The organism is Candidatus Micrarchaeota archaeon (genome assembly GCA_028866575.1).
Lineage (GTDB): Archaea > Micrarchaeota > Micrarchaeia > Micrarchaeales > Micrarchaeaceae > UBA12276.
Window position 1 is genome coordinate 18,585 of sequence record JAGWHU010000005.1, and the last position, 24,351, is coordinate 42,935.

Annotated in this window: 20 protein-coding genes; 12 read left to right on the top strand and 8 right to left on the bottom strand. The window is 51.5% G+C overall.

Annotation, left to right across the window (positions count from 1 at the left end):
- Nucleotides 1-5: 5 nt before the first annotated feature.
- From rplJ to KGI06_03670, 4 genes are all read left to right on the top strand, one after another.
- Entirely contained in the window at nt 6-848 is an 843-nt protein-coding gene (gene rplJ, locus KGI06_03655; GenBank protein ID MDE1871309.1) for a 50S ribosomal protein L10, read from the top strand.
- Between the two features lie 26 nt (nt 849-874).
- The gene (gene rpl12p, locus KGI06_03660; GenBank protein MDE1871310.1) at nt 875-1,198 is read left to right on the top strand and encodes a 50S ribosomal protein P1; all 324 of its coding nucleotides are present in this window, start codon (nt 875-877) and stop codon (nt 1,196-1,198) included.
- Between the two features lie 96 nt (nt 1,199-1,294).
- Nucleotides 1,295-1,654, top strand: a complete 360-nt coding sequence (locus KGI06_03665; GenBank protein ID MDE1871311.1) for a 4Fe-4S dicluster domain-containing protein — start codon at nt 1,295-1,297, stop codon at nt 1,652-1,654.
- A 117-nt stretch (nt 1,655-1,771) separates the two neighbouring features.
- Nucleotides 1,772-4,444, top strand: coding sequence for an ATP-dependent helicase (locus tag KGI06_03670; protein MDE1871312.1), 2,673 nt, complete (start codon nt 1,772-1,774; stop codon nt 4,442-4,444).
- 1 nt (nt 4,445) lies between these two features.
- Here the strand turns inward: KGI06_03670 and KGI06_03675 are convergent, their stop codons facing one another.
- The 3 genes from KGI06_03675 to KGI06_03685 all read right to left on the bottom strand — a co-directional run bounded on the left by KGI06_03675 (nt 4,446) and on the right by KGI06_03685 (nt 7,016).
- Entirely contained in the window at nt 4,446-4,625 is a 180-nt protein-coding gene (locus tag KGI06_03675) for a CDGSH iron-sulfur domain-containing protein (GenBank protein ID MDE1871313.1), read from the bottom strand.
- A gap of 85 nt (nt 4,626-4,710) precedes the next feature.
- Nucleotides 4,711-6,033, bottom strand: coding sequence for a DUF87 domain-containing protein (locus KGI06_03680; protein MDE1871314.1), 1,323 nt, complete (start codon nt 6,031-6,033; stop codon nt 4,711-4,713).
- A 113-nt stretch (nt 6,034-6,146) separates the two neighbouring features.
- Entirely contained in the window at nt 6,147-7,016 is an 870-nt protein-coding gene (locus tag KGI06_03685) for a hypothetical protein (GenBank protein ID MDE1871315.1), read from the bottom strand.
- 109 nt (nt 7,017-7,125) lie between these two features.
- Between KGI06_03685 and KGI06_03690 the strand changes: the two genes are divergently transcribed.
- Nucleotides 7,126-7,875 carry a metallophosphoesterase gene (locus KGI06_03690; GenBank protein ID MDE1871316.1) on the top strand — a complete coding sequence of 250 codons (750 nt, stop codon included), beginning with the start codon at nt 7,126-7,128 and terminating at the stop codon, nt 7,873-7,875.
- On the opposite strand, the gene KGI06_03695 is transcribed toward KGI06_03690, so the two are convergent.
- Complete coding sequence (locus KGI06_03695; protein ID MDE1871317.1) at nt 7,866-9,320, bottom strand: site-2 protease family protein; 1,455 nt, start codon at nt 9,318-9,320, stop codon at nt 7,866-7,868. The two genes, KGI06_03690 and KGI06_03695, sit on opposite strands and share 10 nt — an antisense overlap.
- 133 nt (nt 9,321-9,453) lie before the next feature.
- Between KGI06_03695 and KGI06_03700 the strand changes: the two genes are divergently transcribed.
- Nucleotides 9,454-9,906 carry a TIGR00270 family protein gene (locus KGI06_03700; GenBank protein ID MDE1871318.1) on the top strand — a complete coding sequence of 151 codons (453 nt, stop codon included), beginning with the start codon at nt 9,454-9,456 and terminating at the stop codon, nt 9,904-9,906.
- Nucleotides 9,907-9,917: 11 nt separating this feature from the next.
- Nucleotides 9,918-10,970, top strand: coding sequence for a flap endonuclease-1 (gene fen / locus KGI06_03705; GenBank protein MDE1871319.1), 1,053 nt, complete (start codon nt 9,918-9,920; stop codon nt 10,968-10,970).
- A 170-nt stretch (nt 10,971-11,140) separates the two neighbouring features.
- Here the strand turns inward: fen and KGI06_03710 are convergent, their stop codons facing one another.
- Complete coding sequence (locus KGI06_03710; protein ID MDE1871320.1) at nt 11,141-11,734, bottom strand: hypothetical protein; 594 nt, start codon at nt 11,732-11,734, stop codon at nt 11,141-11,143.
- Nucleotides 11,735-11,906: 172 nt separating this feature from the next.
- Between KGI06_03710 and KGI06_03715 the strand changes: the two genes are divergently transcribed.
- The 3 genes from KGI06_03715 (at nt 11,907) to KGI06_03725 (ending at nt 15,410) form a co-directional block, all read left to right on the top strand.
- Nucleotides 11,907-12,983, top strand: coding sequence for an NUDIX domain-containing protein (locus KGI06_03715; GenBank protein ID MDE1871321.1), 1,077 nt, complete (start codon nt 11,907-11,909; stop codon nt 12,981-12,983).
- A gap of 89 nt (nt 12,984-13,072) precedes the next feature.
- Complete coding sequence (polX, locus tag KGI06_03720; GenBank protein MDE1871322.1) at nt 13,073-14,800, top strand: DNA polymerase/3'-5' exonuclease PolX; 1,728 nt, start codon at nt 13,073-13,075, stop codon at nt 14,798-14,800.
- Between the two features lie 79 nt (nt 14,801-14,879).
- Nucleotides 14,880-15,410: a hypothetical protein gene (locus tag KGI06_03725; protein MDE1871323.1), complete on the top strand. Its 531-nt coding sequence runs from the start codon at nt 14,880-14,882 to the stop codon at nt 15,408-15,410.
- Here KGI06_03725 and KGI06_03730 read toward each other — a convergent pair.
- From KGI06_03730 to KGI06_03740, 3 genes are read right to left on the bottom strand one after another with little or no spacing between them, the layout of a single operon-like run.
- Complete coding sequence (locus tag KGI06_03730; protein MDE1871324.1) at nt 15,403-18,849, bottom strand: DNA polymerase II large subunit; 3,447 nt, start codon at nt 18,847-18,849, stop codon at nt 15,403-15,405. The two genes, KGI06_03725 and KGI06_03730, sit on opposite strands and share 8 nt — an antisense overlap.
- A gap of 4 nt (nt 18,850-18,853) precedes the next feature.
- The gene (locus KGI06_03735; GenBank protein ID MDE1871325.1) at nt 18,854-20,368 is read right to left on the bottom strand and encodes a DNA-directed DNA polymerase II small subunit; all 1,515 of its coding nucleotides are present in this window, start codon (nt 20,366-20,368) and stop codon (nt 18,854-18,856) included.
- Between the two features lies 1 nt (nt 20,369).
- Complete coding sequence (locus KGI06_03740; protein ID MDE1871326.1) at nt 20,370-20,648, bottom strand: UPF0147 family protein; 279 nt, start codon at nt 20,646-20,648, stop codon at nt 20,370-20,372.
- A gap of 129 nt (nt 20,649-20,777) precedes the next feature.
- Between KGI06_03740 and KGI06_03745 the strand changes: the two genes are divergently transcribed.
- Both KGI06_03745 and KGI06_03750 read left to right on the top strand, forming a co-directional pair.
- On the top strand, nt 20,778-21,485 hold the full coding sequence (locus KGI06_03745) for a VIT1/CCC1 transporter family protein (GenBank protein MDE1871327.1): 708 nt from the start codon (nt 20,778-20,780) through the stop codon (nt 21,483-21,485).
- 102 nt (nt 21,486-21,587) lie between these two features.
- Nucleotides 21,588-24,350, top strand: a complete 2,763-nt coding sequence (locus KGI06_03750) for an AAA family ATPase (GenBank protein MDE1871328.1) — start codon at nt 21,588-21,590, stop codon at nt 24,348-24,350.
- The last annotated feature ends 1 nt before the right edge of the window (nt 24,351 follow it).

Consider the following 24,351-nt stretch of genomic DNA (forward strand, 5'->3'; position numbering starts at 1 on the left):
TGATTATGCTTACAAAAACCCAAAAGGTAAGTTTCGTAGACGAGCACAAGAGGATGCTCAAGTCCTACAAAGTGGTAGGCATAGTCCAGCTAAGCGGCGTGCCGGACAGGCTGCTCCAGTCGACGAAGAACCAGCTCAGGTCCGAAGTGAAGTTCATAATGGGCAGGAAGACCCTGCTCAAGAAGATACTGGAAAGCAGCGAAAAGACGAAGAAGCTTGCAGGTGAGCTTACGGGAACCTCTGCGATAATACTCAGCAACGACGATCCCTTTGAGCTTTACGGCAAATTCAAGTCAAACAGCCTCAAGCTTTCTGCAAAGCCGGGGCAGACAGCACCTGAGGACGTCAACGTCCTTGCTGGGGAGACAAGCATACAGCCGGGCCAGACGGTAACAGACCTGAAGAGCGCAGGCATAGACGTGCAGATACAGAAGGGCAAGGTCGTCATAGCCAAGGACAAGGTGCTGGTCAAGAAGGGCGATGTAATAGGCTCGAAGGTCGCCAAGGCTCTTCACACACTTGAGATACTGCCTTTCAAGGCGGTAATGGAGCCAACTGTGCTTTTTGCTGACAATATGACGTTCAGCAAGGCTGTTCTTGGCATAAGCAGGGAAGGGACGACCAATGAAATGATGGTATGCTTCAGGAATGCATTGGGATTGTGCCTCGAGCTTAACATAGTAAACGCTTATACCATATCAAGCTTCATAACCAGGGCTTACAACAACGCATTGCACGTTGGGCTGGAGGCCAAGGCGCTCGACTCGGGAATAGTCGAGCTTCTGCTCTCAAGCGCTGCGGTTCAGGCTGCCGCCCTGGGCAGCAAGGCAGGGCAGGAGGCCAAATGAGACATTTATGCTAAAAGGTGAATTAAATGGAATATGTATACGCTGCACTTCTTTTGGATGCTGCAGGAAAGGAGATAAACGAGAAGAACATAGAGGAGGTAGTCAAGGCAGCAGGATTCACGCCTGACGAGGCACAGGCCAAGGCCATAACCGCTTCGCTGAAGGGAGTGAACATAAAGGACGTCATAAAGAACGCCCAGACAATGCAGGTGCAGGCTGCCGCAGCGCCAGCAGCAGGGGCCGCAGCTCCGTCCGCGCACGGGGAGAAGAAGGAGCACAAGGACGAGAAGGCAGAGGCCAAGAAGGAGGAGGAGGCCGCAGGAGGGCTAGCCAGCCTGTTCGGAGGCTGAATATTGCGGAATTCCGGGTTTTTTTGTAGATTACGTAAAATCCGGAACAGCAAGCAATATATAGGTTGGCGGAATGTTATAGTGTAGGGGTTGTCAATGGACGTTTACGTGAACAAGACCAAATGCACAGGTTGCCAGCACTGCAAGGACGTATGCCCTGTCGCAGTATTCGAGATGCACAGCAGGAAGGACATGGAGAAGGCGAACGCGGATACGGCACCGGAGGATGCTAAATGGAAGGGCACCACCGAGCCCGCAGTCCATGAGAAGTGGGCCAACGTGCAGGACGGCCACAAGCACTTCGCTGACGAGAACGACGGCACGAGCGGGGGTCTTTCAGTTGCGGTGCAGGGGAGCGCGTGCATACTGTGCCAGGCCTGCCTCATAGAATGCGAAGGCGAGTGCATACACATAACCGACGACTCTGGAGTAAGGTACGACTCGATATACAAATAGCCGTTTTAATTCACCGTATTTTATATGCCAGCTTTGCTGGCAATCCTTTTTAGATTTTAATTGAGAATGGGTACCGCATTGGAGCGGTGCGCCCTACTGCAACTACTTGTGATTTCCATGATAACTTACGCAGACAAGAAGCCGTTCAGCGATTCGGAGAGCCTTGGCGTGCTCAACAAGTACGTAAGGGAATGGTTCACCAAGAGCTTCGACGGGCTTACGCCTCCGCAGAAATACGCCTTCAAGCTCATAAGCGAGAGGAGCAACGTGCTGGTTACCGCGCCGACCGGCAGCGGCAAGACGATGTCGGGATTCCTGTCAATAATAAGCAGGCTGTTCGATTACAGCCTTGAGGGCAAGCTGGAAGATAAGATATACTGCCTTTACGTATCGCCCTTGAGGGCGCTTAACAACGACATATACAACAACCTTTCCAGGCCGCTTGAGGAGATATACGAAATGATAAAGAAGGAGAAGGGAACCGACATAATAAAGAACAACATACAGCAGGTAAGGATAGGCATAAGGACAGGTGACACCACGCAGCAGGAGCGCCACAAGATGCTCGTAAAGCCGCCGAACATCCTTGTTACAACCCCAGAAAGCCTTGCCATACTCATAAACTCCGAGAAGTTCGTCGAGCACTTCAAGGGCCTCGAGTACATAATAATAGACGAGATACACGAGCTTGCCAACAACAAGCGCGGCGTTCATCTCTCCCTCAGCATCGCAAGGCTTGAGAGCATAATAGGGCACAGCACATCGAAGATAGGCCTCGGCGCAACGCTCTATCCGCTTGACGAAGCTGCAAAGTTCCTCGTAGGATGGAAGGGGAATGGGCCCAATGATTGCATTGTCGTGGATGCGTCCTGGAGCAAGAAGCTCGAGGTCAGGGCACTGAGCCCTGTCAAGGACATGATATACACGAAGGACGAGGAAGTTGAGAACGCGATGTACAAGGAGATAAACGACATAATAAAGAGGAGCAAGTCCACGCTCATATTCACCAATACGAGAAGCGGCACGGAGCGCGTAGTTTTCAATTTGAAAAAGAGGTACAAGTACGGCGAGGACATAGCCGCGCACCACAGCTCTCTTTCAAGGGAATCGAGGCTGGAGGTTGAGGAGCTTCTCAAGAAGGGCTCGCTGCGATGCGTCGTATCTTCAACCAGCCTTGAGCTTGGCGTCGACATAGGGGCAATAGACAACGTCCTGCAGTTGGGATCGCCGAAGAGCGTGACAAGGGCGGTGCAGAGGATAGGGCGCGCCGGGCATTCGTACAAAGCCACCGCAAGGGGCGAGATCGTGGTCCTGAACAGGGACGACCTCGTTGAGTGCGCCATACTTCTTGACGCGGCCATGAAAAGGCACCTGGACGCGTTCGTTGTCCCGCAGAATGCGCTTGACGTCCTTGCGCAGCACATAATAGGCATGTCCCTCACGAAGAAGTGGGACGTCGACGACGCATTTAATCTGATAAAAGGCGTTTATCCATACCATAGCCTGGAAAAGGACGATTACATGTCGCTGATAAACTACCTTGCGGGAAACTACGTGGGGCTTGAAAGCAGGAGGGTGTACGGGAAGATATGGTATGACGACAAGGAGCGCATTTTCGGGAGGCGCGGCAAGCTCGCCAAGGTGATATACATGCTGAACCTGGGCACGATACCCGACGAAGTTGCGGTCAACGTCCTTGACACCAGCAGGAAGTGGATAGGCAGCATCGAGGAGGAATTCCTGACGAGGCTGAAGGTCGGGGACATATTTTCATTGGGGGGAAGGCTGTACAGGTTCGAATATGCGAAGGGCATGAAGGCGTTCGTAACCCCAGCGCATGCAACTGCACCAACGATACCGCCTTGGTTCTCCGAGCAGCTGCCGCTGAGCTACGAGCTCGCGAACGAGATTGGCGAATTCAGGGCGAGGCTTTCGGCGATGTTGAGGGACCATATAGCAAAGAACAGGATACGCGGCATCGGAAAATCCATGAAGATGCCGAAGGAGATAGACGATTACCTTTCTGCCCTGCCGGTTGATTCGAACTCGAAGAAGGCGATGTTCGGGTATTTCATGGAGCAGATGCTCTTTGCAGGAGAGGTTCCAACCAACAAGCTGCTCCTCATAGAGATAACCAGGGACATTTCCGGAGAGGGCAATTACATTGTCTTCCATTCGCTTTTCGGAAGGAGGGTGAACGACGCGATATCAAGGGCGTTCGCATTGCAGATGTCCGAGAACCTTGACATAGACGTCGACATAATGGTGAACGACAACGGATTCGTGTTCAAGACCGAGGAGCCGGTGAGCCTCACGGGCAGGGAGATGAAGGACATGATAGACGACATTTGCACCAGCGGGATATCGCTATTGCTGAAGAGGAACATAAGGAGGACCGAGCTGATGCGGAGGAAGTTCAGGCACGTAGCCGCGAGGAGCTTCATGATACTCAGGAACTACAAGGGCTACAAGATACCTGTGGGAAGGCAGCAGGTCAATTCGCAGCTGGTGTTCAAGGCGGCTGAGGAGATAGACCCCAACTTCCCGGTGATAAAGGAAACCTACAGGGAGATAATGAACGAGACGATGGATCTTCCCAGGGCTAGCGAGCTGATTTCGAACCTGAGGGACAGGAAGGTGATGTACAAGATAATAAAGACGCCGATGCCGTCGCCCTTCTCTCATTCCATGATGACTTTCGGGCATGCGGATGCGATACTGATGAAGGAGAGGCACAAGTACCTGCAGAAGCTGCACAAGAACGTGATGAAAAGGATAGGCAAGGGTTGAATCAGGAGACTTCAATCCTTGTCTCCTTCTCCTCGGCAATCCATCCGATTTCCCTGTGCGTGCTGTCGCAAAACGGCTTGTTTTTCGAGTGTCCGCACCTGCACAGCTTGGCTTTGATTTCGCCGTTTACTATTATGTGGTTCGACCCGTCCTTCTTGGAGAAAATTATTATCTCTGCCATAAAATCACTTTATCCAAATTAATCCGGATTATATAAGAATTGGATGCCTGGTGCCTTTTACCGCGGTCGCACATTTGCGCTCCGCTTAAGTTGGCAGCTCTATTTCCTTGCCGTATATGCCGTCTATCTTGAATACCCTTACGGTGTTGCCCTTTTTCAGCGTTATCCTATAGATTGGAAGGTGAACAACCCGGAACTCCGTCAAAAACGAATTCGGGAAGAATTTTTCAAGGCATGCAGATGCATTTTTCTCTCTGAGCGTGCCTTTCATTATGCTATCCTTCTGCACGTCTACGCTTTCAATATCTGGACTAGTCCCAGCGAGGCGCTTCCTGTGCTTGTTTGGGCTTTCACCGGCTCCGATGAAACTTACCCTTTTGTCCATGTCCACCATATTGCATTTGCCGTACATCATCATGTGGTATTCGAGGAACTCGTTCCTTTTTCCAGTAGGTATCCTGAACGTGAGCTCGCCTGCGGGAATATACTGCAACTCTATCGATTCTACCCTCTCGGTGGCGCTGCCGAACACCGCGAACCTTTTTTTTGCAATCCTCTGCGCGTATGCCCTTGCGTCTCCTTCCGGAAATGAGGCCGGAATCGCATCTATGGTGACAATGCCAGTGCTTTTACCGCTTTGCGGCCTGGATTTTGCACCCGTCTTGAGTTCCCTTATCAACGAGGACAATTTGTTTGACTGGGGCTTGTAGCTCCCAACTTCGGGGGTCATCCCGATGTGCCTTGCAACCCTTCCCTTGACCTTGAAGCCCTTTGACGCGCCTATGCCGAAAGTCACGAATTCACCCACCCCCAGTCTTGTTATCGCAACAAGCCTGCTCCTGTCCTCGAAGAGTATCTTTATGGCGTTAAGGTCGTTTTCTATCGTGAGCTTGCCTATGAAGCCGTAGGAGCATTGCGAGAGCACGTTCTTGCTTATGTTGGCTGGACGCTGCGTTGCTATGAGAAGCCCTATGCCCCTTTTCCTGCCCCTTACGCTTATTTCCTCTATAACGTTTATCCTCTTGCCTATTACCTGCGGTGCGAACTTGTCCCCCTCCTCAACCATTACGAGATACGGCTTTCTTAGCCTGTTTTCCAGCAAGTACAATGACTCGAGGGCCTTGAACACCAGCTCCCTGCTGTCGACAACTTCCGATACGTCGATTACCACAGGTATGTCGTTTTCTATGCTGGCGCTGAACAGCCTCGGGAAATCGACATCTGAATTTACGTCCCCGTCGGCCCCTACGACAATCACATTTGTCAGGCTTTTCAGGGACCTGTACTCGCCTTCCGTGTCTATCACGCAGAAGGGCATGTTCAGCCTGCAGAGCTCCTCAGCAATTACCCCAACAAGGAAAGACTTACCGGATCCGCTCTGCCCTATCACGCAGCCCCTTCCGGTCATTATCGTCTGGACGCTGACGTCAACGTTATCCGCAAGATTTGCTTCCGTAGAACCACAGTAATAATTGTCGAATCAGACTAAAAAGACTTGTTTTAGAGCCGCATTCCTTTGACCTACGACTTTCTCATGAATTTCGCCACGTCAGCAACTATATCAGTGTTCTCGTTTTTAGTGCCTATGCCAAAATGGGTAACAAAACCTGAAATCTTTGTTTTTTCCCCTTCCAACCTAATGGGCATTGTTTTCGTTATGTATGTTTCATATCCAACGTATATCTTTTTCCGCTGCTTGAATATGTGGTTGAAATATGCTCTCCTTACATTTCCCCTCTGGTATTTTCCAGATTCTATTTCTGCTATAACTTTTTTCAGGTTCCTTGAGCCTTCCTTCATATATGTTATGGCTGGTTTTAGCACATCCCTAAAGAACTTCTCGCTGCCGTGTTCTTGGACGTACTTGGATATTACGAGGAAAGACCTCTGGATCCTTGCTTCTGTTGCCGCAAGAGGATTTATCGTTGTAGCTATTATGTAATCAAGAGATGCATGCCTTAGCTCAAGCCCTTCTACATTACATTTCACAGAGTTGCCAAGCACGCGCTCATCTATGCTTATCGGCCCAATCCCTGTCGATGGTGTGAATATGTCCATCTTGTAATCATTTATGCGCATCAGCGTAAAAGGAGATCTGTAATTTATCTCTTCGCCACTTAGCGACATTCCGCCGCCTAATTTTATTGCATGGCGGTCCACCATGTTGTCCTCTACAAGCTCATGTTGCAGGGACTCGCTTAGCTTGATAGCTTCGCGATCTGTCATAACTACGTCTATATCTGAAGAGCGCGGATAACGCTCACATGCAATCTTTTCAGGACCGAGCATTATTGCTATTGCCGAGCCGCCGACAAGGACCGACTTTTCGCTTAGCAGTTTTAGCTGCTCCATGTCAAGGAAGTCGCTTATTTTGTGAGTTTTTGTTACCATTAGTTACATCTCGACTAAAGTGTATTACGCTTGTCCAAATATATATACTTTAATATGGCACACGAATATGTACCGCAACGCATAATATTTTCGGATACATTATCGTATTATGCACATAGGCAAGGATATCGAGCTTCTTGACGGGCTTCCGATAGCGTACATAAAAAGCATCAATGCGATCATAGTCGCTGATTTGCACCTCGGGTACGAGAGCCACATGGCCAAGAGCGGGGTCTTCATACCCAAGGCTAACCTGGGCAAGATACTCAAGGAGCTTAACAACGGGATTGCCAGGACAGGGGCCAAGCGCATAATAGTCGTGGGAGACATAAAGAACGAGTTTTCCAGCGTTGAGCAGGACGAGTTCAACGAGCTTTACGAGATAATCAAGTTCTGCAGAGGCGCAAACGTTGAGCTCGTGCTCGTGAAGGGCAACCATGACAACTTCATAGACAGGTACAGGGATCCGCTGAAACTGAAGACGTACAACGGCGAGGCGATGATAGGTGACTATTTATTCTTCCATGGGGACAAGTTGCCGAAGCTTACCGGCAAAAAGCCGAAGATGCTGATATCAGGGCACGAGCACCCTTCGATAGGCATAGTGAACTTTTCCGGAAGGACCGAGAGGCTCAGGTGCTTCCTTCTGGGAGAATACAGGAAAACAAGGCTGCTGGTGCTTCCCGCGATAAGTTACTTTGCCACCGGTACCGACATAAACCTGCGCCCCGAGGGAAGCCTGCTCTCCCCGGTGCTGAAGGAGATGGACTTGGGAAAGGTGCATGCAATAGCCTTCGGGTACGGCTCCACGCTCGACTTCGGAGCCATAGGCAACCTCAGGAAGCTTGCTCATGCATAGAACAGCCAGGGCAATACGTTTATTATGAGAAGGATTATGACGAACGCGCCTATAGTACCTATGAGGCGCTTGCTCCTTACGTTCACATGGTATATGCGCCATCCGTCAAGCCCGGGTATCGGAAGCAGATTGACGACAGCAACAAGGAAATTGAGCAGCATTGAAAGCGCGAATACGGAATAGATGAAGTACACGGCCTTTGCGTACGGCGTCGATATTACCGGCTCGTACGATAGCAGGACGCCTATGACGCCCCTTGACGAGTTGCCCTGGCTTGCTATCGACTTGAATCTGTACAGGCCCTGGTTTGTAAGCACGGCAATCGTGCTGTTCGGAGCGTCTCCGGCGCTGGCTGCGGTCAGGCTGCTCATGCTCGTTATCGTGTGGTTGTTCCACTCCAGTATCTGCATCCCGCTTTTGAGTATGCCGTTTGCGGGATAGTTAGGTATTGTACCTGTAACCACTACGCTGTAGTGGAATGCGGTCGGCGCCACGAAAGTCACTGTGAGCAGCATAAGCGCGAAGAACACCAGCATCGCCACGAAGTTCGCAGCTATCCCTGCGGAGAATATCTTTGTCTGCTTTGCGCTGCCAAGCTTCTCCACCATCTTTTCGTCCGGCTCGACATAGCCGCCTATTGGTATGAACCCTATTACGAGTATGCCTATCGATTTCAGCTTCACCTTCGCCTTCCTTGCAAGTACGCCGTGCGAGAACTCATGCACCATGAGCAGCAGCGCCAGGGATATTATTCCTGCAAACAGCGGTATGTCTATGCCCGGTATTATAGGAGCGACTCCCGGGACCTGCGACCCAATACCGGATCCCGCAACTCCGAGGGATGGGTTCGTTATGTAAAGCACGATGCTGTAGAGTATGGATTCGGTGTTGGCGAAAAGCGAGAAGAGTATGGAGCCTGAAAATCCACCTATTATTGTAACCGCGGTGCCTATGTACTGCAATGCGCTGGTGACTGTGCTTCCGGAGGACCTGGAGGATACCGCGTTTTGCAACTGCGATATGTTTATGAACTGGAATCCGTAGGTGTATACGTATGGAAGCACCAAGAGCAATATAACGGCAAGGGATATTATGCCGAATGCGTATACGCGCTTGTCGATCCTGCCCTTCAGCAACGGGTATGTGAGCAGGCCGAATCCAAGGGTCAGGCCCCACACGGCCATTACGTCCCAGAACCTGCCGTATTTCCTTGAGGTCTTGTCTATCGTCGCAAGGCCCCTCCTGCTTCCCATCATGTAAAATCCGTATCCTCCCTGGAGCGAGAGCAGCCTCTGTATTATCATCCCTGTAGATATTAGCAATGCTATGGCGAGCACCACTCGGAGCACTATGCTTGCACTCGAATCGAGGTACAGCAGCGAAAGCGCGATTACGGAAAGCACAATCAGGATTGCGACTACTGCCTTTGATGTTGATTCCCTCATCTAAATCATTCTAGCTAGATATTATCATGTGCAGATTTTATATAGCTTTCACAAAAACCGAAACCGGCGCGATGCCTTGCTTATCCCTGCAAAGTATTTTTAACCTTATATGAGATTTATTATAGGGGATAGGATGGAGGAGTGCGAGATATGCGGAATCAAGGCAGGCGACATATACATAGTGGACGTGGAGGACGTTGAATTAAGGGTGTGCACCAAGTGCGCAAGGGGCAAGAAGGTCGTATCCCAAGTAATTGAAAGGCCGGGCTTCGGCAGGAAGCGCGTTGCGGAAGGCAACGAGGATGAGCCGCAGCTCATAGAGAACTACGGCAGCGCAATACACAGCGCGCGCGAGGCTATGAAGATACCCCTCAAGGTTCTTGCTGAAATGCTCAACGAGAAGGAAACCCTACTGCTAAGGATCGAGCAGCAGAGGACGCTGCCATCGGTTGAGCTCACCAAGAAACTGGAGAAGGCCCTTGCCATACGCCTCATGGAAAAGGGGCAGCAGGGCGAGAATCCGGGAGCTTCAAGGGGAAGCAGGGACAGGGCAACCCTAGGTGACTTCATAAAGGATAACAGGTAGGCAGTGCTTTTATGGCTGTGGACTTAAGCAAGCTAGTCAGCAAAAGAAGGCTCAACTTCGAGGAGCTGAGAGGCAGGAGCATAGCCATAGACGCGTACAACGTCATCTACCAGTTCCTTTCGATAATAAGGCAGCAGGACGGCACCCCGCTCATGGATTTCAAGGGCAACGTGACCAGCCACCTCTCCGGCATATTCTACAGGACCATAGACATCCTGGACTACGGGATAAGGCCGATATACGTTTTCGATGGGATACCGTCAATACTCAAGCAGAAGACCACAATGGCAAGGATAAAGAGGAGGGATGAGGCGAGGAAGGCCTGGGAGGAGGCCAAGGAATCCGGGGATGTAGAGGCCATGCGCATGCATGCGATGGCCAGCACGAGGATAACAAAGGAGGTTGTTGAAAGCTCAAAGGAGCTCCTCAAGTACATGGGAATAGGATACGTGAATGCCCCAGGGGAGGGCGAGGCCCAGGCAAGCTACATGTGCAAGGAGGGCCTGGTCTATGCTGTTGCCAGCCAGGACTATGACACGCTCCTTTTCGGCTCGAGGAACGTTGTCAGGAACCTCACCTTCAGCGGAAGGAGGAAGCTGCCAAGGAAGAACGTCTACATCAACGTCGAGCCGGAGATGGTGAGCCTGGAGGACACGCTCAACTCGCTCGGCATAAACCAGAGGCAGCTCATATGGCTCGGCATAATGCTGGGCACGGACTTCAACAACGGCATAAGGGGCGCCGGGCCCAAGACCGCGCTCAGGATAGCAAGGAACTCAAGCAGCATAGATGATGTGAAGGGCGCAATAATGGAAAGGTTCAAGACGGAATTCGAGCTGGACATAAGAGAAGTGGAGGATCTGTTCACCAATCCTGAAGTGCGGGAGATGGACGGCGATGCGGTCGAGTCGCTTCTCAAGGGAAGCTACGACAAGGGGAAGCTCGTCGATTTCATGTGCAGGGATCACGGGTTCTCAGAGGAAAGGATAGCAAAGACAGCGGAAAGGCTTGCGAAGGCGAAGCCCAGCACGAACCAGAAAGGTATAGGCAGCTGGCTGAAATAGCATTTATATAGCTTTAAGCAGATAGTATAGCCAGCAATTGTAAGGCAGGTGTGAATATATGCAGATAAAGGTAAAAAGATCGACAAAGCGCATAGGCAAGTCCTACAGGAAGAAGCAGAAACTGAAGAGGCTCAGGCGGCCGCACAGGAAGCTCCTCAAGAAAAGATAGCTCAGTATAGGTCGGAATACATCTGGTTGTTGAATTCGTAAGCAGATATGTTCTCGTTTATTTCCAGCGAATCCAGCATTTTCTGCTTGTCCTCGTATTCCCTTATGCCGCTGCCGTCCATCACGTAGACCCTGTTTTTTAGCTCGTAGTAGACGAACACGTCCCTGTATGCCTCGACGGTGCGTATCAGCGCCTTAGCCGATGGGTTTCCCAGGTTGACAAGTATGCTGCACAGGAGTATCCCCTTGTCCATTGTGTCACCCATCATGAATGTAAGAGTCTCTTCGGGGGTGAGCCAGAACTGGAGCGGCAGCACTATGTCCGTTATGCTTTTCGTCACGAACTCGTGCGCCATGGATGCGGCCTCCTGGAAATTGGTTTCGTAGTCGTAATTCAGGAAGCGCTCCCTTATCTCCTTGGCCTTCTGCGCGACGCGCTCGTTGCCTGGCGTGACAAGCGTCGGCAACTCCGCGACAGACAGGCTTTCCTTCTCCTCGATGTATTCCTTGTACCTTGATATTATAGCTAGATATATCTGGTTCAGCCTCTGCTCCCTCTCGGCAGGGCTTTCGGACGAACCCTCCATTTTTACCATTATAGTAATTGCTGCGAAGCATAAAAATAGCTTCTGTACTTACGGGCATGCCTTTTAAAGAGCTATCGGCGCAAAAAATGTCACATTATCAGCAATTATTGGACCATTTTCTGTGGATATGGAAAAAGATACATTTATATATGAGGAGATGCGCTAATTTAGTCGTGATAGAATGGCAGAAACCAAGGCCACAGTAACAGAAATGGCCCTGTGCCACGTTATAAAGGGAGGTAACAATATACTGCTCATAAAGTCAGACGAAGGAGTAAGCAAGGGCAAGTGGAACGCCCCGAACGGCGAGATCGCCAAGGGAGAAGCCCCGGTAAAGAGCGCGATGCGCCACGTGTTCCAGCAAACCGGGCTTTACGTAAGCAAGGCCAACTACCACGGCACGGTAAGGCTTTTCCTCAACGGCAAGAACGAATACAGCTACAGGATCCACGTATTCTCGACCAAGCTCTTCAGCGGCGACCTGAAGCCCAACATAAAAGGGGAGGCAAAATGGTTTGCGGTTTCGGAAGTGCCGTATTACGAGATGTGGGCCGATGACAAGTACTGGATAAACCTTGTCCTGCAAGGCAAGGAATTCGATGCTGATTTCTTCTTCGACGAGACCAACGAGAAGATAGTGAAATACCAGATAAAGGAGAGGCAGAAGGTGCTCCAGAAGATAATACTCCCGGTAATACTCGTAGCAGTGATAGGCATTTTGATATTCGGTGTGGTAAGCATATACGGCAATGCCAAGAAGAGCTCCCAGGGCAAGACCTCAACAGCAAAGCCCATAGTTCTCCTGCCAGGCGGCAGCTCCACAATAAAGAACACGAGCAGCAGCACCTCAACAACAACAGTAAGGACAACCACAGTAAACACGAGCACTACGACTATACTTCCCCCTCCGCCAGCAACGATCACCATAGACAACATAAATGCCTTCTACAATTACAGCGGGCCTTCGTACGAGGGCAGCCAGTTCTGCGGGCAGGCCGCAAGGTCAGAGGTGCTTTACGCGAAGAGGATATTTACAGGCAACACTATGTTCTACATGAACCAGACAGTATACAGCTACGGATGCAACCTGACGATAACTAGAATATATTCAACAACGCCTGGATTCGTGGTGAACAAAACAGTTCCAGCGCTGCCGCTCCACCTGCCCCCTGGATCGACGCAGTACATAGAGATACAGCTTAGGACGCCGAACAGCACGTTCGTCGGGCCTATGTCTGTAACATTCAATGCAAGGTAAGCGCGCATATACAGCTCCGGCTTTCCCTTGCAAAGCAATCCCTACCAATTTTTATCCCTTTTCTCATATACTTATAGTTGGTGGTGGTCTTGGAGAACAGGGTTATTGCCGACATGCTGGACGAGATCGCATCCATGCTCAGCATAGAGGAGACGCAAAGCTCGAGGTTCGAGGTCAGGGCCTACAGGAAGGCTGCGCTTACCGTGGGAACGCTTCAGGAGCAGGTCGAGGACATATACAGGAAGGAAGGTACGAAGGGGCTGATGGAGCTTCCGGGCATAGGGAAGGGAATAGCTGGCTCCATAGAGGAATACATCAAGACAGGGCACATGAAGAAATACGAGATGCTCAAGAGGAAGTACCCGATAGACATGAAGGGCCTGACCAACATAGAGGGGCTTGGGGCCAAGAGGGCGGTTGCTCTCTACAAGGAGCTTGGCGTCAGGAGCATAGCGGATTTGAAGAAGGTGGTCGAGGAGCACAGGATAAGCAAGCTCCCGGGATTCGGGGAGAAGAGCGAAAGCGCAATAGGGAAGAACATAAAGCTCGAGGAAGCAAGGAAGGGAAGGATGCTCCTGGGTGATGCGTTCCCCGTTGCAGAGCGCATCGCCGGCAAGCTGGCTGGCAGCAAGCTTGTCGATACTGTAATGGTAGCGGGATCGCTCAGGCGCATGCGCGAGACTATAGGAGACATAGACATACTCGCGCTTGCTGACGACAGCTCCAAGGTCATGGATTTCTTCTCCGGGCTTCCAGAGGTTTCAAGTGTAGTGGCAAAGGGCAGGACCAAGACAACGGTAAACCTAGAGATAGGCCTGAACTGCGACTTGCGTGTCATAGCGCCAGAGAGCTTCGGCGCTGCGCTGCAGTATTTCACAGGGAGCAGGGACCACAACGTGCAGGTGAGGACCATAGCCGTAAACAAGGGCTACAAGCTGAACGAGTACGGGCTGTTCGACTCCAAGGGCAAGATAATACCCACAAAGGACGAGAGCGCGATATACGAGCGGCTTGGCATGCAGTACATGCCCCCGGAGATGAGGGAGGCGAGGGGCGAGGTAAAGCTTGCCCAAGTTGGAAAGATACCCGAACTGGTTGATCTGAGGGACGTGAGGGGCGACATGCATACGCACACCAACGATACCGACGGGGCAAACAGCATAGAGGAGATGGCTGATGCAGCTATAAATGCAGGGCACGAGTACTTCGCCACTACAAACCACACCAAGAGCCTCGGCATTGCAAGGGGTATGGACGAAAAGCAGTTCGCCAGGTTCTTCAGGCGCGTTGACAAGCTAAACGAATCCCTAGATGGCAAGATAACGATACTGAAGGGCGCTGAGGTCGACATACTCAAGGACGGGAGGCTGGACCTGTCAAGGGAGTGCCTGGAATCCATGGACTGCGTTGTTGCAGCCATACATTCATCCTTCAAGATGTCGGAAAAGGAGATGACCGACAGGATAATCAAGGCGCTGGATACAGGCCTTGTCGACATACTCGCGCACCCTACCGGAAGGGAGATAAACATAAGGGAGCAGTACCCGCTTGATATCGAGAGGGTTTTCGAGGCATCGGAGCGCAACGGCGTGGCGCTGGAGATAAATGCATTCCCGAACAGGCTTGACCTCAACGACACCAACATAATGAAGGCGTCGCACTACAAGGTAAGCTTCTCATTGGGTACTGATGCGCACAGGACCTCGCACCTCGGATTCATGAAGTACGGGGTCGGCACGGCAAGAAGGGGCTGGCTCACCAAGGACAGGATAATCAGCACGCTGCCGCTGAAGCGCCTGATGAAGGAATTGGCCTGACTGTTTTGCCGTTGCGCGAATGACGTACATCCAGATAACATATAAATATTAGGAAATGCGCTTTACTAACAGTGGTAAATTGAGCCTATACGACAAGCCGCACAGGCTTTTTGGGAAGCACGTGGCAATGCCTATTGCGGCCCATTACACCAAAAAGGCGCTGGGTGCAGTCAAGGGAATAGCGATTGCCGGGTCTGTTTGGGCAGGCACGGAGCTGCTGGCGCACGGTGTTGACAATCTTTTCAACGGAATCAGCATAAGGAACAACATAGGCATGGAATCCGCATACATCGCTGCAGGTGTTGGGCTTACATACATACCAAAAGTAGTGAAGGACCTTTGGAGGGGCGAATTGAAGGCCAGCGAGCTGGCCCTGGGGGCAGTGGGGATTGTGGGCTCTGGCGCAGCATACAATTACATGCCAAGCATAAATTCCTGCATAAACGGCATACTTACCGCGCCGAATCCGTTGCAGCACCAGATGTCCCTAACGAACCCGGAAATGGGTGCTGCGCTGCTCACCATAGGCCTGATTACAGGAGTGGTGTGGCAGGGAGTGACTGACATAAGGTCCTATTCGTCCAGGAAAAGGGAGAAATCCGCTACATGAACCTTGAGAGGTTGAACTGCTTTACAGGAGCATTGGGCTCGGCGTCCGTGCCGAATACGTCCCTTATCTCCTCCTTTATCAGCACAAGGCGCTGCTTTATGTAGGGCTCGAGGTCGTACCTGTCGGCCAGGTCTATGGCCATGGTAAGGTATTTCTCTATGCTGCCCTTTGAGATCGTGAGCACCAGCTTTCCGTTGCACCGCGTGCATTTGCCTATCAATGGGACCCTCCTGTACTTGGCGTTGCATGCGACGCACCTGAAGCTCTGCCTGGAGAACGAGTGCATGTTACCTATCAGGTCCGGTATGAAGTGGCTGAGGAGCAGTCGCTTTGCGGAATCCGCCTTGTCTACGCTGTAGAGCATGTCTATCAGCCTGAACTGCGCCTCTATCTTTTCCTTCATGCTGTTCAGCCTGGTGTATATGCTCTTGTGCGGCGAGCCGTTTATCGCGTCTATGCCGCTCAGGTGGGTGAACATTATGTCCGAGAATTCGTGGCTTTCCTTGAGCCTGTCCCTTACTATGCACACCTCTGCTTCCGACGGGGACGCATACTGGTTGGTCTTCTCGTAGAAGTCCAGGCCGTAGCTTGTTACCACTTCCATCTCGTGCACCTCGTCGTCTATCTCGCTCACGTCCAGCTTTGTAGTAAGTATGAGCGGAGCGTCCATGGTGCCGCCTATGGTCACGGGCAGGTAGCTCCTTGAGAAGTTGATCAGCGCGTCCATGAGCAGCATCATCGTGTCCTCGTCGCCGTCGCAGTTCCTCCTCCTGGCGCAGATTACGTACGGATGCGCAAAGCCCACATGCGCATCGGTGAAACCTGCTATCCTGCAAAGCACGCCTGCGCTAGTGTGCGGGGAGAGCGTTATCACGTAGTGTCCAACCAGGTCTTCCATCGAGCTTATGTTGTAGAACGGCTCCATCTTGTAGAATTTCACGAGCAGCTGGTCTATGAACTTCGCGACGTTGAGCATGCACTGCGCTCCGTCCCTGTTTATCACTATGTCCTGCGGGAACATTTCCACGAGCTGGTCCTCACCAGTAAGCTCCTTGCCGTAGCAGTCCCTCTCGTAACCCATATCCCTTAGCTTTTCCACAGGAACCATCACCTCCCTTGGATAGAAGTGTGTCATCGGCATGTCCGTGGCATCAAACCTGGAAGTGCCGTCCTTGAATATGTGCACGTTGTTCATGGCGCGCAATATCCCCTTCTCCATTGGCTCTGGTATCTTGTCCCTGTTCATGAGGAGCTTGACGCCCTTGAAGCTCTTGCTTAGCGAATTCACGCCGAGCCCTGACATTGCGGATTCTATCAGCTCCATTATGTGTATGCTCCTCTGCTCCTTCGCGTATGCGTTGCCGCCGCAATTTGGGCATACGCGCTTCTCCGTTACCCTTCCGCAACTGGCGCAGGTTCGCTCAAGGCGCGCGAAGGAGCCGTGCTTGCTGCAATACGGCTGGGAGAGCACCTCCCTACCGGACCTGCACCTGTACTTTGCAACTTCCACGCTTATGCCCCTGTTGCCGAACTTGTTTTTCTCGTTGCTGTATACCTTCGTTATGCTTCGCTCCTTGCCGCCTGATTCGCCAACAGGGAACAGCACATGCGGCGAGGGCTTCATGAGCCTTTCCTTTGCCTTTTCCGGCCTTCCTATCCTTCCGCCTATTCTTGTTGCCCTGCGCATGACCTTGAACGGCGCCACGGAGTTGACATTCTCTAGAGATGTCTTGGATTCGTCATATTCGTGGGTTTTGGACATGTCAAGCGCACCGTCCTTGGAAAAGCCCAACGACGCAAGCAGGCTCTGCGCATGCTCGCCATCGACAGTAATGGACCTTTCCCCCTCGGCATGGGGTATGCAAAGCCTTTCCATGACCTCCACTATGGAGTCGTCCCCGTGCGCCTTGGGGAAGGTTATCCTTTTTACCCCGAAAAGGCCTTCCTGAGCGCCCTCCACCTCAGACATGGAAACGCATTCGGACAGGATGCCAAGCTCCTGCGTGCTTATGTCCGAATAGTCGTATATGTATTGGGGGTGCATAGGTACCCCGTGCCTCTGCGACAATTCGTATGCAGACCTGAAGCCAGTTTTTCCGGGCGCATCTGCACCCGATGCCTTGAGCTGCTCAGTCCAGTACTCCTCAACGTAGCTCGTTGGCTGCAGCGGCGTATTCGACTTCTTGAAGTCGCCGTACGTTACTAGTATGTCACCGACTGATATTATCTTCGTGACCCTGCCCTTGAGCGCGCGTGCGGTTTCTGCGTCGCTTATCCTCAAGGCCTCTCCAGTGTCAAGCTTCACGAACGGGCCCTCTATGCTGTCTACCGGCGCGGCAACGCATCCCTTTCCGGGCTTTTCGACCCTCAGCTGGGTGCCGCAGACTATGAAATCGTCTAGTATTATCATTGTTGCTGGGTTGAAGCCTTTCGCGGCTATTCCGGTTATCCTCGACCTGCCGTACCTCAGCCTGAACCCGCCGTTCCTGTTCGGGTATGCGATGACCGGCCTTCCAGCTACCAGCTCCTGCAGGAATACCGCGCTTGTCTTGGATTTTTCCTTTGGATCCTCCTTTGCAGGGCTCTTGTCGAATCTTATGATGCTGTTGAGCCAGTTCCAGTCAAGGTCGAAGGCTTTGGTGTACTTCAGCACGCTCTTCGCCTTCTGCGCTATGCCCTCGCATATGACTAGGCCTATCCCGCCGCGCACCTTGTTCGTTATCATTTCCTCCTTGCCGGACTTGTCAAGCCTCTTTATGTTGCGGTGTATGTTTATCTCTATCCTTTCCGTGGGCATCCCGTCAACGCATACGCTAAGGTTCTCCAGTATGACCCTCATGTCGCTTTCCGGGGGGTAGTACTGCAGCCTTGCTATCCTTGCATGGTACAGCTGCATCTCCTCTATGCACCTTTCCACCTCTGATTGCTGCGCCCTGTATGCGCCTATCCCGAGCAGCTTCCTCCCGTAATCTGCGAGCGCAACGGACATCGCTGCGCCCGTACCGCCCGCTCCCCTTATCGGCCCTGCATACACTATTGCGATGTAATCGGAACCGTCGGCGCTCTTGTGGAGCACCACTGCCTGCAGGCCCTCGGTAGCCGCCACGACCACTGCATCGGTTAGTATTGCAAGCCCCACGCGGACAGCTATCGTAAGCCTTTCCTCTACATCCTTTCCGGAGAATGCGCTCCCGGTGCATATCTCCTTCACCATATCGAATGCAAGCTCCTTCCTTCCCCTTCCCTCCATTTTTCCCTTTATCATCCCCGTAAGGCCCTCTATGCCTATTATTCCCTCAACCCTTGATGCGAGGTCAGGAGCGGGCTTAATCTCAACGAACCTTTCAGGGTCAAGGCCCCTCTCCCTTGCGCCTGTGGCAACTGAGTAAGCAGCGTCGAAATCCGTCTTGAGCCTGCCGAAGTAACCGGAGGTGTCCATAGCATCATTTGTTGAAGTTAACTGTGATGAAGCTGTTCGACTTTGCCTCGTACACAGGCACGACGCACGGGCTCGGTATGTGCCCCTGCACAAGCTGGTATTCTGTTGTTGCCTGCCATGTCCCGCTGTTTATTATATCGACGCCGTGGTAGTTGGATATGCAGTTCTTGTGGACATGGCCCATCAGGAGTATGTCAGGAACCTTGTCTATTACAAGATTGTCGTCCCTGCTCGGCACTATTATGTTCCCGCCCCATATCGGCGAGAGGTGCCTCCTTTTCAGTATTTCTATCATCGCCTTCTCGGGGTTCGCATAGCTAGTACCAGGGATTGACCTTATTATTGAATCCAATGAAGTGCCGTGGTAAGCGAGCACGTCAATCCCGTGAAGTGTCAGGAAGCTTGGGTTTGGGAGTATGTGGACAGTATCGGACTTGAAGTCGCCGACGAGCTCGCTGTTTAGGGCAGGCTGGGGCTCGGCCCTCTGCACCGCATCGTGGTTGCCAGGTATGACGAACACGTGTATGTGCTCGGGTATCATGCTCATGAAATTGAAGAACAGCTTGTATTGCGCGTATATGTCCAGTATCGCAAGGTCCCTGTCCTGGTTTGGATAAACGCCTATCCCGTCTACAACGTCGCCGCCCACGACAAGGTATTTCACCTTCCCGGCGACGTCCCTTTTGTCCTCGTAGTTTCCGTTTATCCATTTTATGAAGTTGGCGAAGTTCTTCTCCATGAAAAGCTTGCTCCCTATCTGTATATCGGATATGAACGCTATTGCCACATCGTCATCCACGCGCTTCCTTTCGTGTATCGGCACGTCGGGCCATACAAGCTCGGTCGCTATGACGAACGGTCCTGATATCTTCCCCTTTATGGCTACCACCTCGTCGTTGACCAGGTGCCTTGCCTTTTCGAACAGGAGCTTCGCCTGCTGCGACGTTCCGTTCATGAACATTATCTTTGCCTCTGAAGTTTCGTCGTCTATGACCACCATTATGTTGCCGTTCTTCGTGGTTATCTTGTTGAGTATTATGCCTATAACAGCGACCTCGCGACCGCTGGAGTATGATTTAAGCCCCTCGAGGTTGGACATCATCCCGCTTAACGTGCCCCTGTGCTGCTCGATTATATCCCTGAGCTTTTGCATCCTGCTCCTGAAGTGCGATACGAATCCGTCAATGCTGCCGTTCGAGTATTCCATCTCGTGGTTGCTTATGCTGTAATTTGCTTCGACATCAGCCGCGCTGGCCCTGAAATCGGGCTTAGGCACTATCTCTATCGGCCGGGGGGCCTTCTCCAGAAGCATGTCGCTGACTATCCCCTTTATTACAGAATCGTTCACGATCTTAAGCTCAGGATCAGAAACCCTCCTCTCTATTATCCTCGACGCTATGTCGTCTATTTTGAACCCCTCCAAGACCCCGGGATTCACGTCTGCAGCTACGAGGACGCCGAACTTTGAAAGGCTTTTCACAAGATACTTGATTGGATCTTCGGTATTTTCGCCAGCCATGTCAATTACTGGTTTCCGTCTTTATAGACTCCAACATGCTTAGGATGCTCCATACGGAGGTCCTGGCCTGCGACGGCAGGTTTATGTCGTTGCTTATGGCGTCTATGCTGTATATTGCAGAGGAAACCTTGACCACGTAGTCAGCCTCGGGCGCATCAAGATGATCTTTTGCCGTCTTTATTGCACTCTTAACGTTCCTGGGAACGCTGGTGTCGTTTAGCAGGAAATCCATCTGCCGCTTTATTTGGTCCATAAGTTCAGCTAGCTCTTTGTCGTCCATTTAAAACACCCCTAGAAATTAGACGTAACTATATTGATATCAATGTATTTATTCTTATCTGAGGCATGGGAGCCACAGTAAGCTCTATATAGGTTAAATATAACAGCTTATTCGCTAAGGTGCGAAATTTTGTCACAATCAAAATCCGGCGATGGCAACAGGCATGTGCACTCAACGTTCCTGTCGGACTTCATACTCGGGAGCCAGGACGGGCTTGTCAATGTACTTGGGATAATACTGGGAATTGCCGCTGCTACAACGGATGTGCGGATAATATTCGTAGGCGCGCTTGCGGCGCTCGGGGCCGAATCCATATCCATGGGCGCAGTTGCATACACCTCCACAATGGCTAGGCGCATGCAGTACATCAGGGAAACCAAAGAGGTGATGGAGCAGTCAGACAGTACCACAGAGCACGGCAAGAAGGAGATAAGGAAGATACTCGGTAGATGGAACTACAGCGGGAAGGAGATTGACAGGATAGCCGCAAGCATATCCTCCAATCCCAAGGCATCGCTGGAGTTCATCATGTCGCTCGGGCACAAGATGGAGCCTGTTGAGGATGGGGCGCCAATGCGCAGCTTCGCGATAGTGCTGGTATCGACGATTTTCGGCTCCATGGTGCCCATAATTCCGTTCATATTCCTGTCCAAACACATACTTCTGGGCGCGATTGTATCCGTGGCCTTGAGCGGGTGCGTGCTTTTCATGATAGGGTATTATGAGGCAAAGAAGACGGTAGGATCTGTATGGCGCAGCGGAATGCGCATGCTGATAATAGGGTTGACTGCAGGTTTTGCAGGATACCTGATAGGACATTTCATAGGAGCCATATGAGCCACAAGGAGCGATCCCGGGGCGTTTTTCAATGGAAGCAAGATTGTGCCGCTATTGCAGGGCATACGATATAAATATATCATTATCCATGCTAATGTTTGGATGGCAAATGCTAAAAAATCAGACGAGCCAGTAGAAATCATAGGATACGGGGAGCCCCCAGGCAAGAAAGTCTTGGACGTTCTGGATAGATTGTACAACGGGGAGCTGAACAGTAAGTATCCGCTGCTCAACAGGGCGCTTAATGTCGTATCCAATGCCAATTTCCTTGATGCAGCGCTCATAGCCCTGGCATTCCTGGCAACTGTCACGGCATTCGGGTTTTATCCTGCAGTAATAGCCCTCATATTGATAATAGCGCTGTTTGCGGTGACGCTTCGCAAGCCATTCCTGGGACTTATCCTGTTTACGCTCATAGCTTTTCCCATATACATGTACCAGGTGCCCGTGCTTGCGTGGGCTTTTCTAGCTGGTGCCGCGTTCATGCTCATATACGGGTACATACACTACAGGGTTGCGGCGTTCATATACGCCCTGACTGCGCTTGCGTTCTCCCCATTGGGATACATATTCGAGATTCCGATGCTGCTGTTCTGCATACTCATAATAGGCAACAAAAGAACCGCGATTGTCGTCGTGGTGACTTTCGTGCTCGTCCTGATGCTTTCGGCAGTTACTGGGGTGCAGAACACAGGCTACATAGCGTATAACGCCGGTAGCGGGCACAGCGCAATTGCAGGCATATACGAAAACCAGGCATTGGGAATAAAGCAGGGATTCACGGTATTTAATTTCGGCCCAGGGATCGCTGCAACCCTGTCAGGCTTCATGAGCGATCAAGTCACTTCGCAGATTGCGTATTTCTTCAGCTCGATAGCAAGGATACTGATTGCAAATCCGATTGGATACATAATCCAGATAGGGCTTATTGCCGCGGTGATATTCGCAGCAGATTGGTATGTGTATTCAAGCAGGTCGAAATACAGGGGAACTGTTGCAAGCCTGTTCGGGATCGTTTATCCCGTATCATTCATAGCCTTGGCCGGGTTCATAGGCATAGGTACTGACTACTTCATGCCTTTCCTCAGCTTTATTGTAGCCCCGCTGGCGCTCTACTTTGCTGAGTACTACAACATCAACACCGTATTGTCGCTAGAGGTAAAGAAGAACGACATAAGGATGAAGTTCGGCGAGCAGTTCAGCGACATAAAAAACAACGCCTATGAAAGTTTTGACGACATAGGCAATTATGAATCGATAAAAAGGGAGCTTAAGGAAACGGTGATATCCCCGATAGAGGAAAAGAACGCATCAAGGACTTACAGCGTAAACCCCGCGAAGGGCATACTGTTCTTCGGGCCCCCGGGAACAGGCAAGACTATGATGATGCGCGCCCTTGCTAACGAGATACATGCCGGTTTCTATTATGTGAAGGCTACAACTCTTGTCTCGAGCAACATCGGCGAATCCGAGCGGCAGATATCTGGCCTATTCAACACCGCAAAGAGGAATGCACCCTGCATATTGTTCTTCGACGAGATAGACTCGCTCGCGATAAGCAGGGAGAGCGCGGGAATAGACAACATACACAGGAGGGTGTTGTCGCAGCTACTTGTCGAGATGGACGGGTTCCAGAAAGTTGGCAACGTGATAATAGTCGGCGCGACCAACAGGCCGGACCTGCTTGACAAGGCGATAATAAGGCCGGGAAGGTTCGACAAGATAATATACATGCCGCTCCCGGATGCGGAAGGGAGGAGGAAGATATTCGAGATCTATCTTGGCAGGTTGCCGGTTTCTGATGATGTGGACCTCAACGAGCTTGCAAAGAAAACAGAGAGGTACTCCGGAGCAGACATAAAGGCGGTGTGCGAGAATGCTGCAAAGCTTGTGCCTGGCGCAGGAAAAACAGTAAAAATAACCAGGCAGGAGCTTTCCAAGATCATAAAGGCCACGAAGCCCTCAACATCCATTGCCCAGCTTGAGAGCTACAAAAAATTCAAGCTGGACTTTGAAAGGAGCATATTCCAGGAAGCAGGAGAGGAGGCGAAAGAGAACATTAGCCTGGACGACATAGTAGGAAATACACAGGCAAAGAGGGTGATAAAGGAGACAATCGAGATACCTCTGCTCAATCCGGAGCTGTCCAAAAAATATGACATAAAGCCGATAAACGGGCTACTCATGTTCGGGCCCCCTGGAACGGGCAAGACGATGCTCATGAAAGCCATAAGCAACAGCATGAAAGGGGTCACGATGCTGGAGCTTAGCGGCGCAGAACTGACAAAGGCAAGCTCCGACAGCTCAACGGCAAAGATAAAGGAGGTATTCAACAGGGCAAGGGAGAACGCGCCGGCCATAGTATTCCTTGATGAAGCGGACAGCATATCACCGAAGAGGGGCTCTGTCAACGATGGCAGCTCTGCTACAGGCGAGATACTGAGCCAGATAGACGGGATAAACGGGATTACAGACGTCATAATAATAGGGGCGACCAACAGGCCATCGGCGATAGACCCGGCGCTCCTGAGGCCGGGAAGGTTCGACAAGCTCATATTCGTGAGGCCGCCAGAGCAGCAGGAAAGGTCAAAACTTTTCAGCATCTACCTGAGCAAGGTTCCGCTGGAGCCGAACATAGATTTTGGCGTCCTGGGTTCTGAAACCGCAGGCTTCACCGGCGCAGATATAGAAAACGTGTGCAGGGAGGCTAAGATAAAGGCGCTTAAGCGGGAGCTCAGCACCGGATCCGACGGCAAGATAACCATGGAAATACTCCTAAGCACGATAAGGGCAACTAAGCCATCCGCGCCGGACTCGGTGCTAAGCGAGTACAAGGCATTCGTGGATAAATACGGCGAAAGGTAGC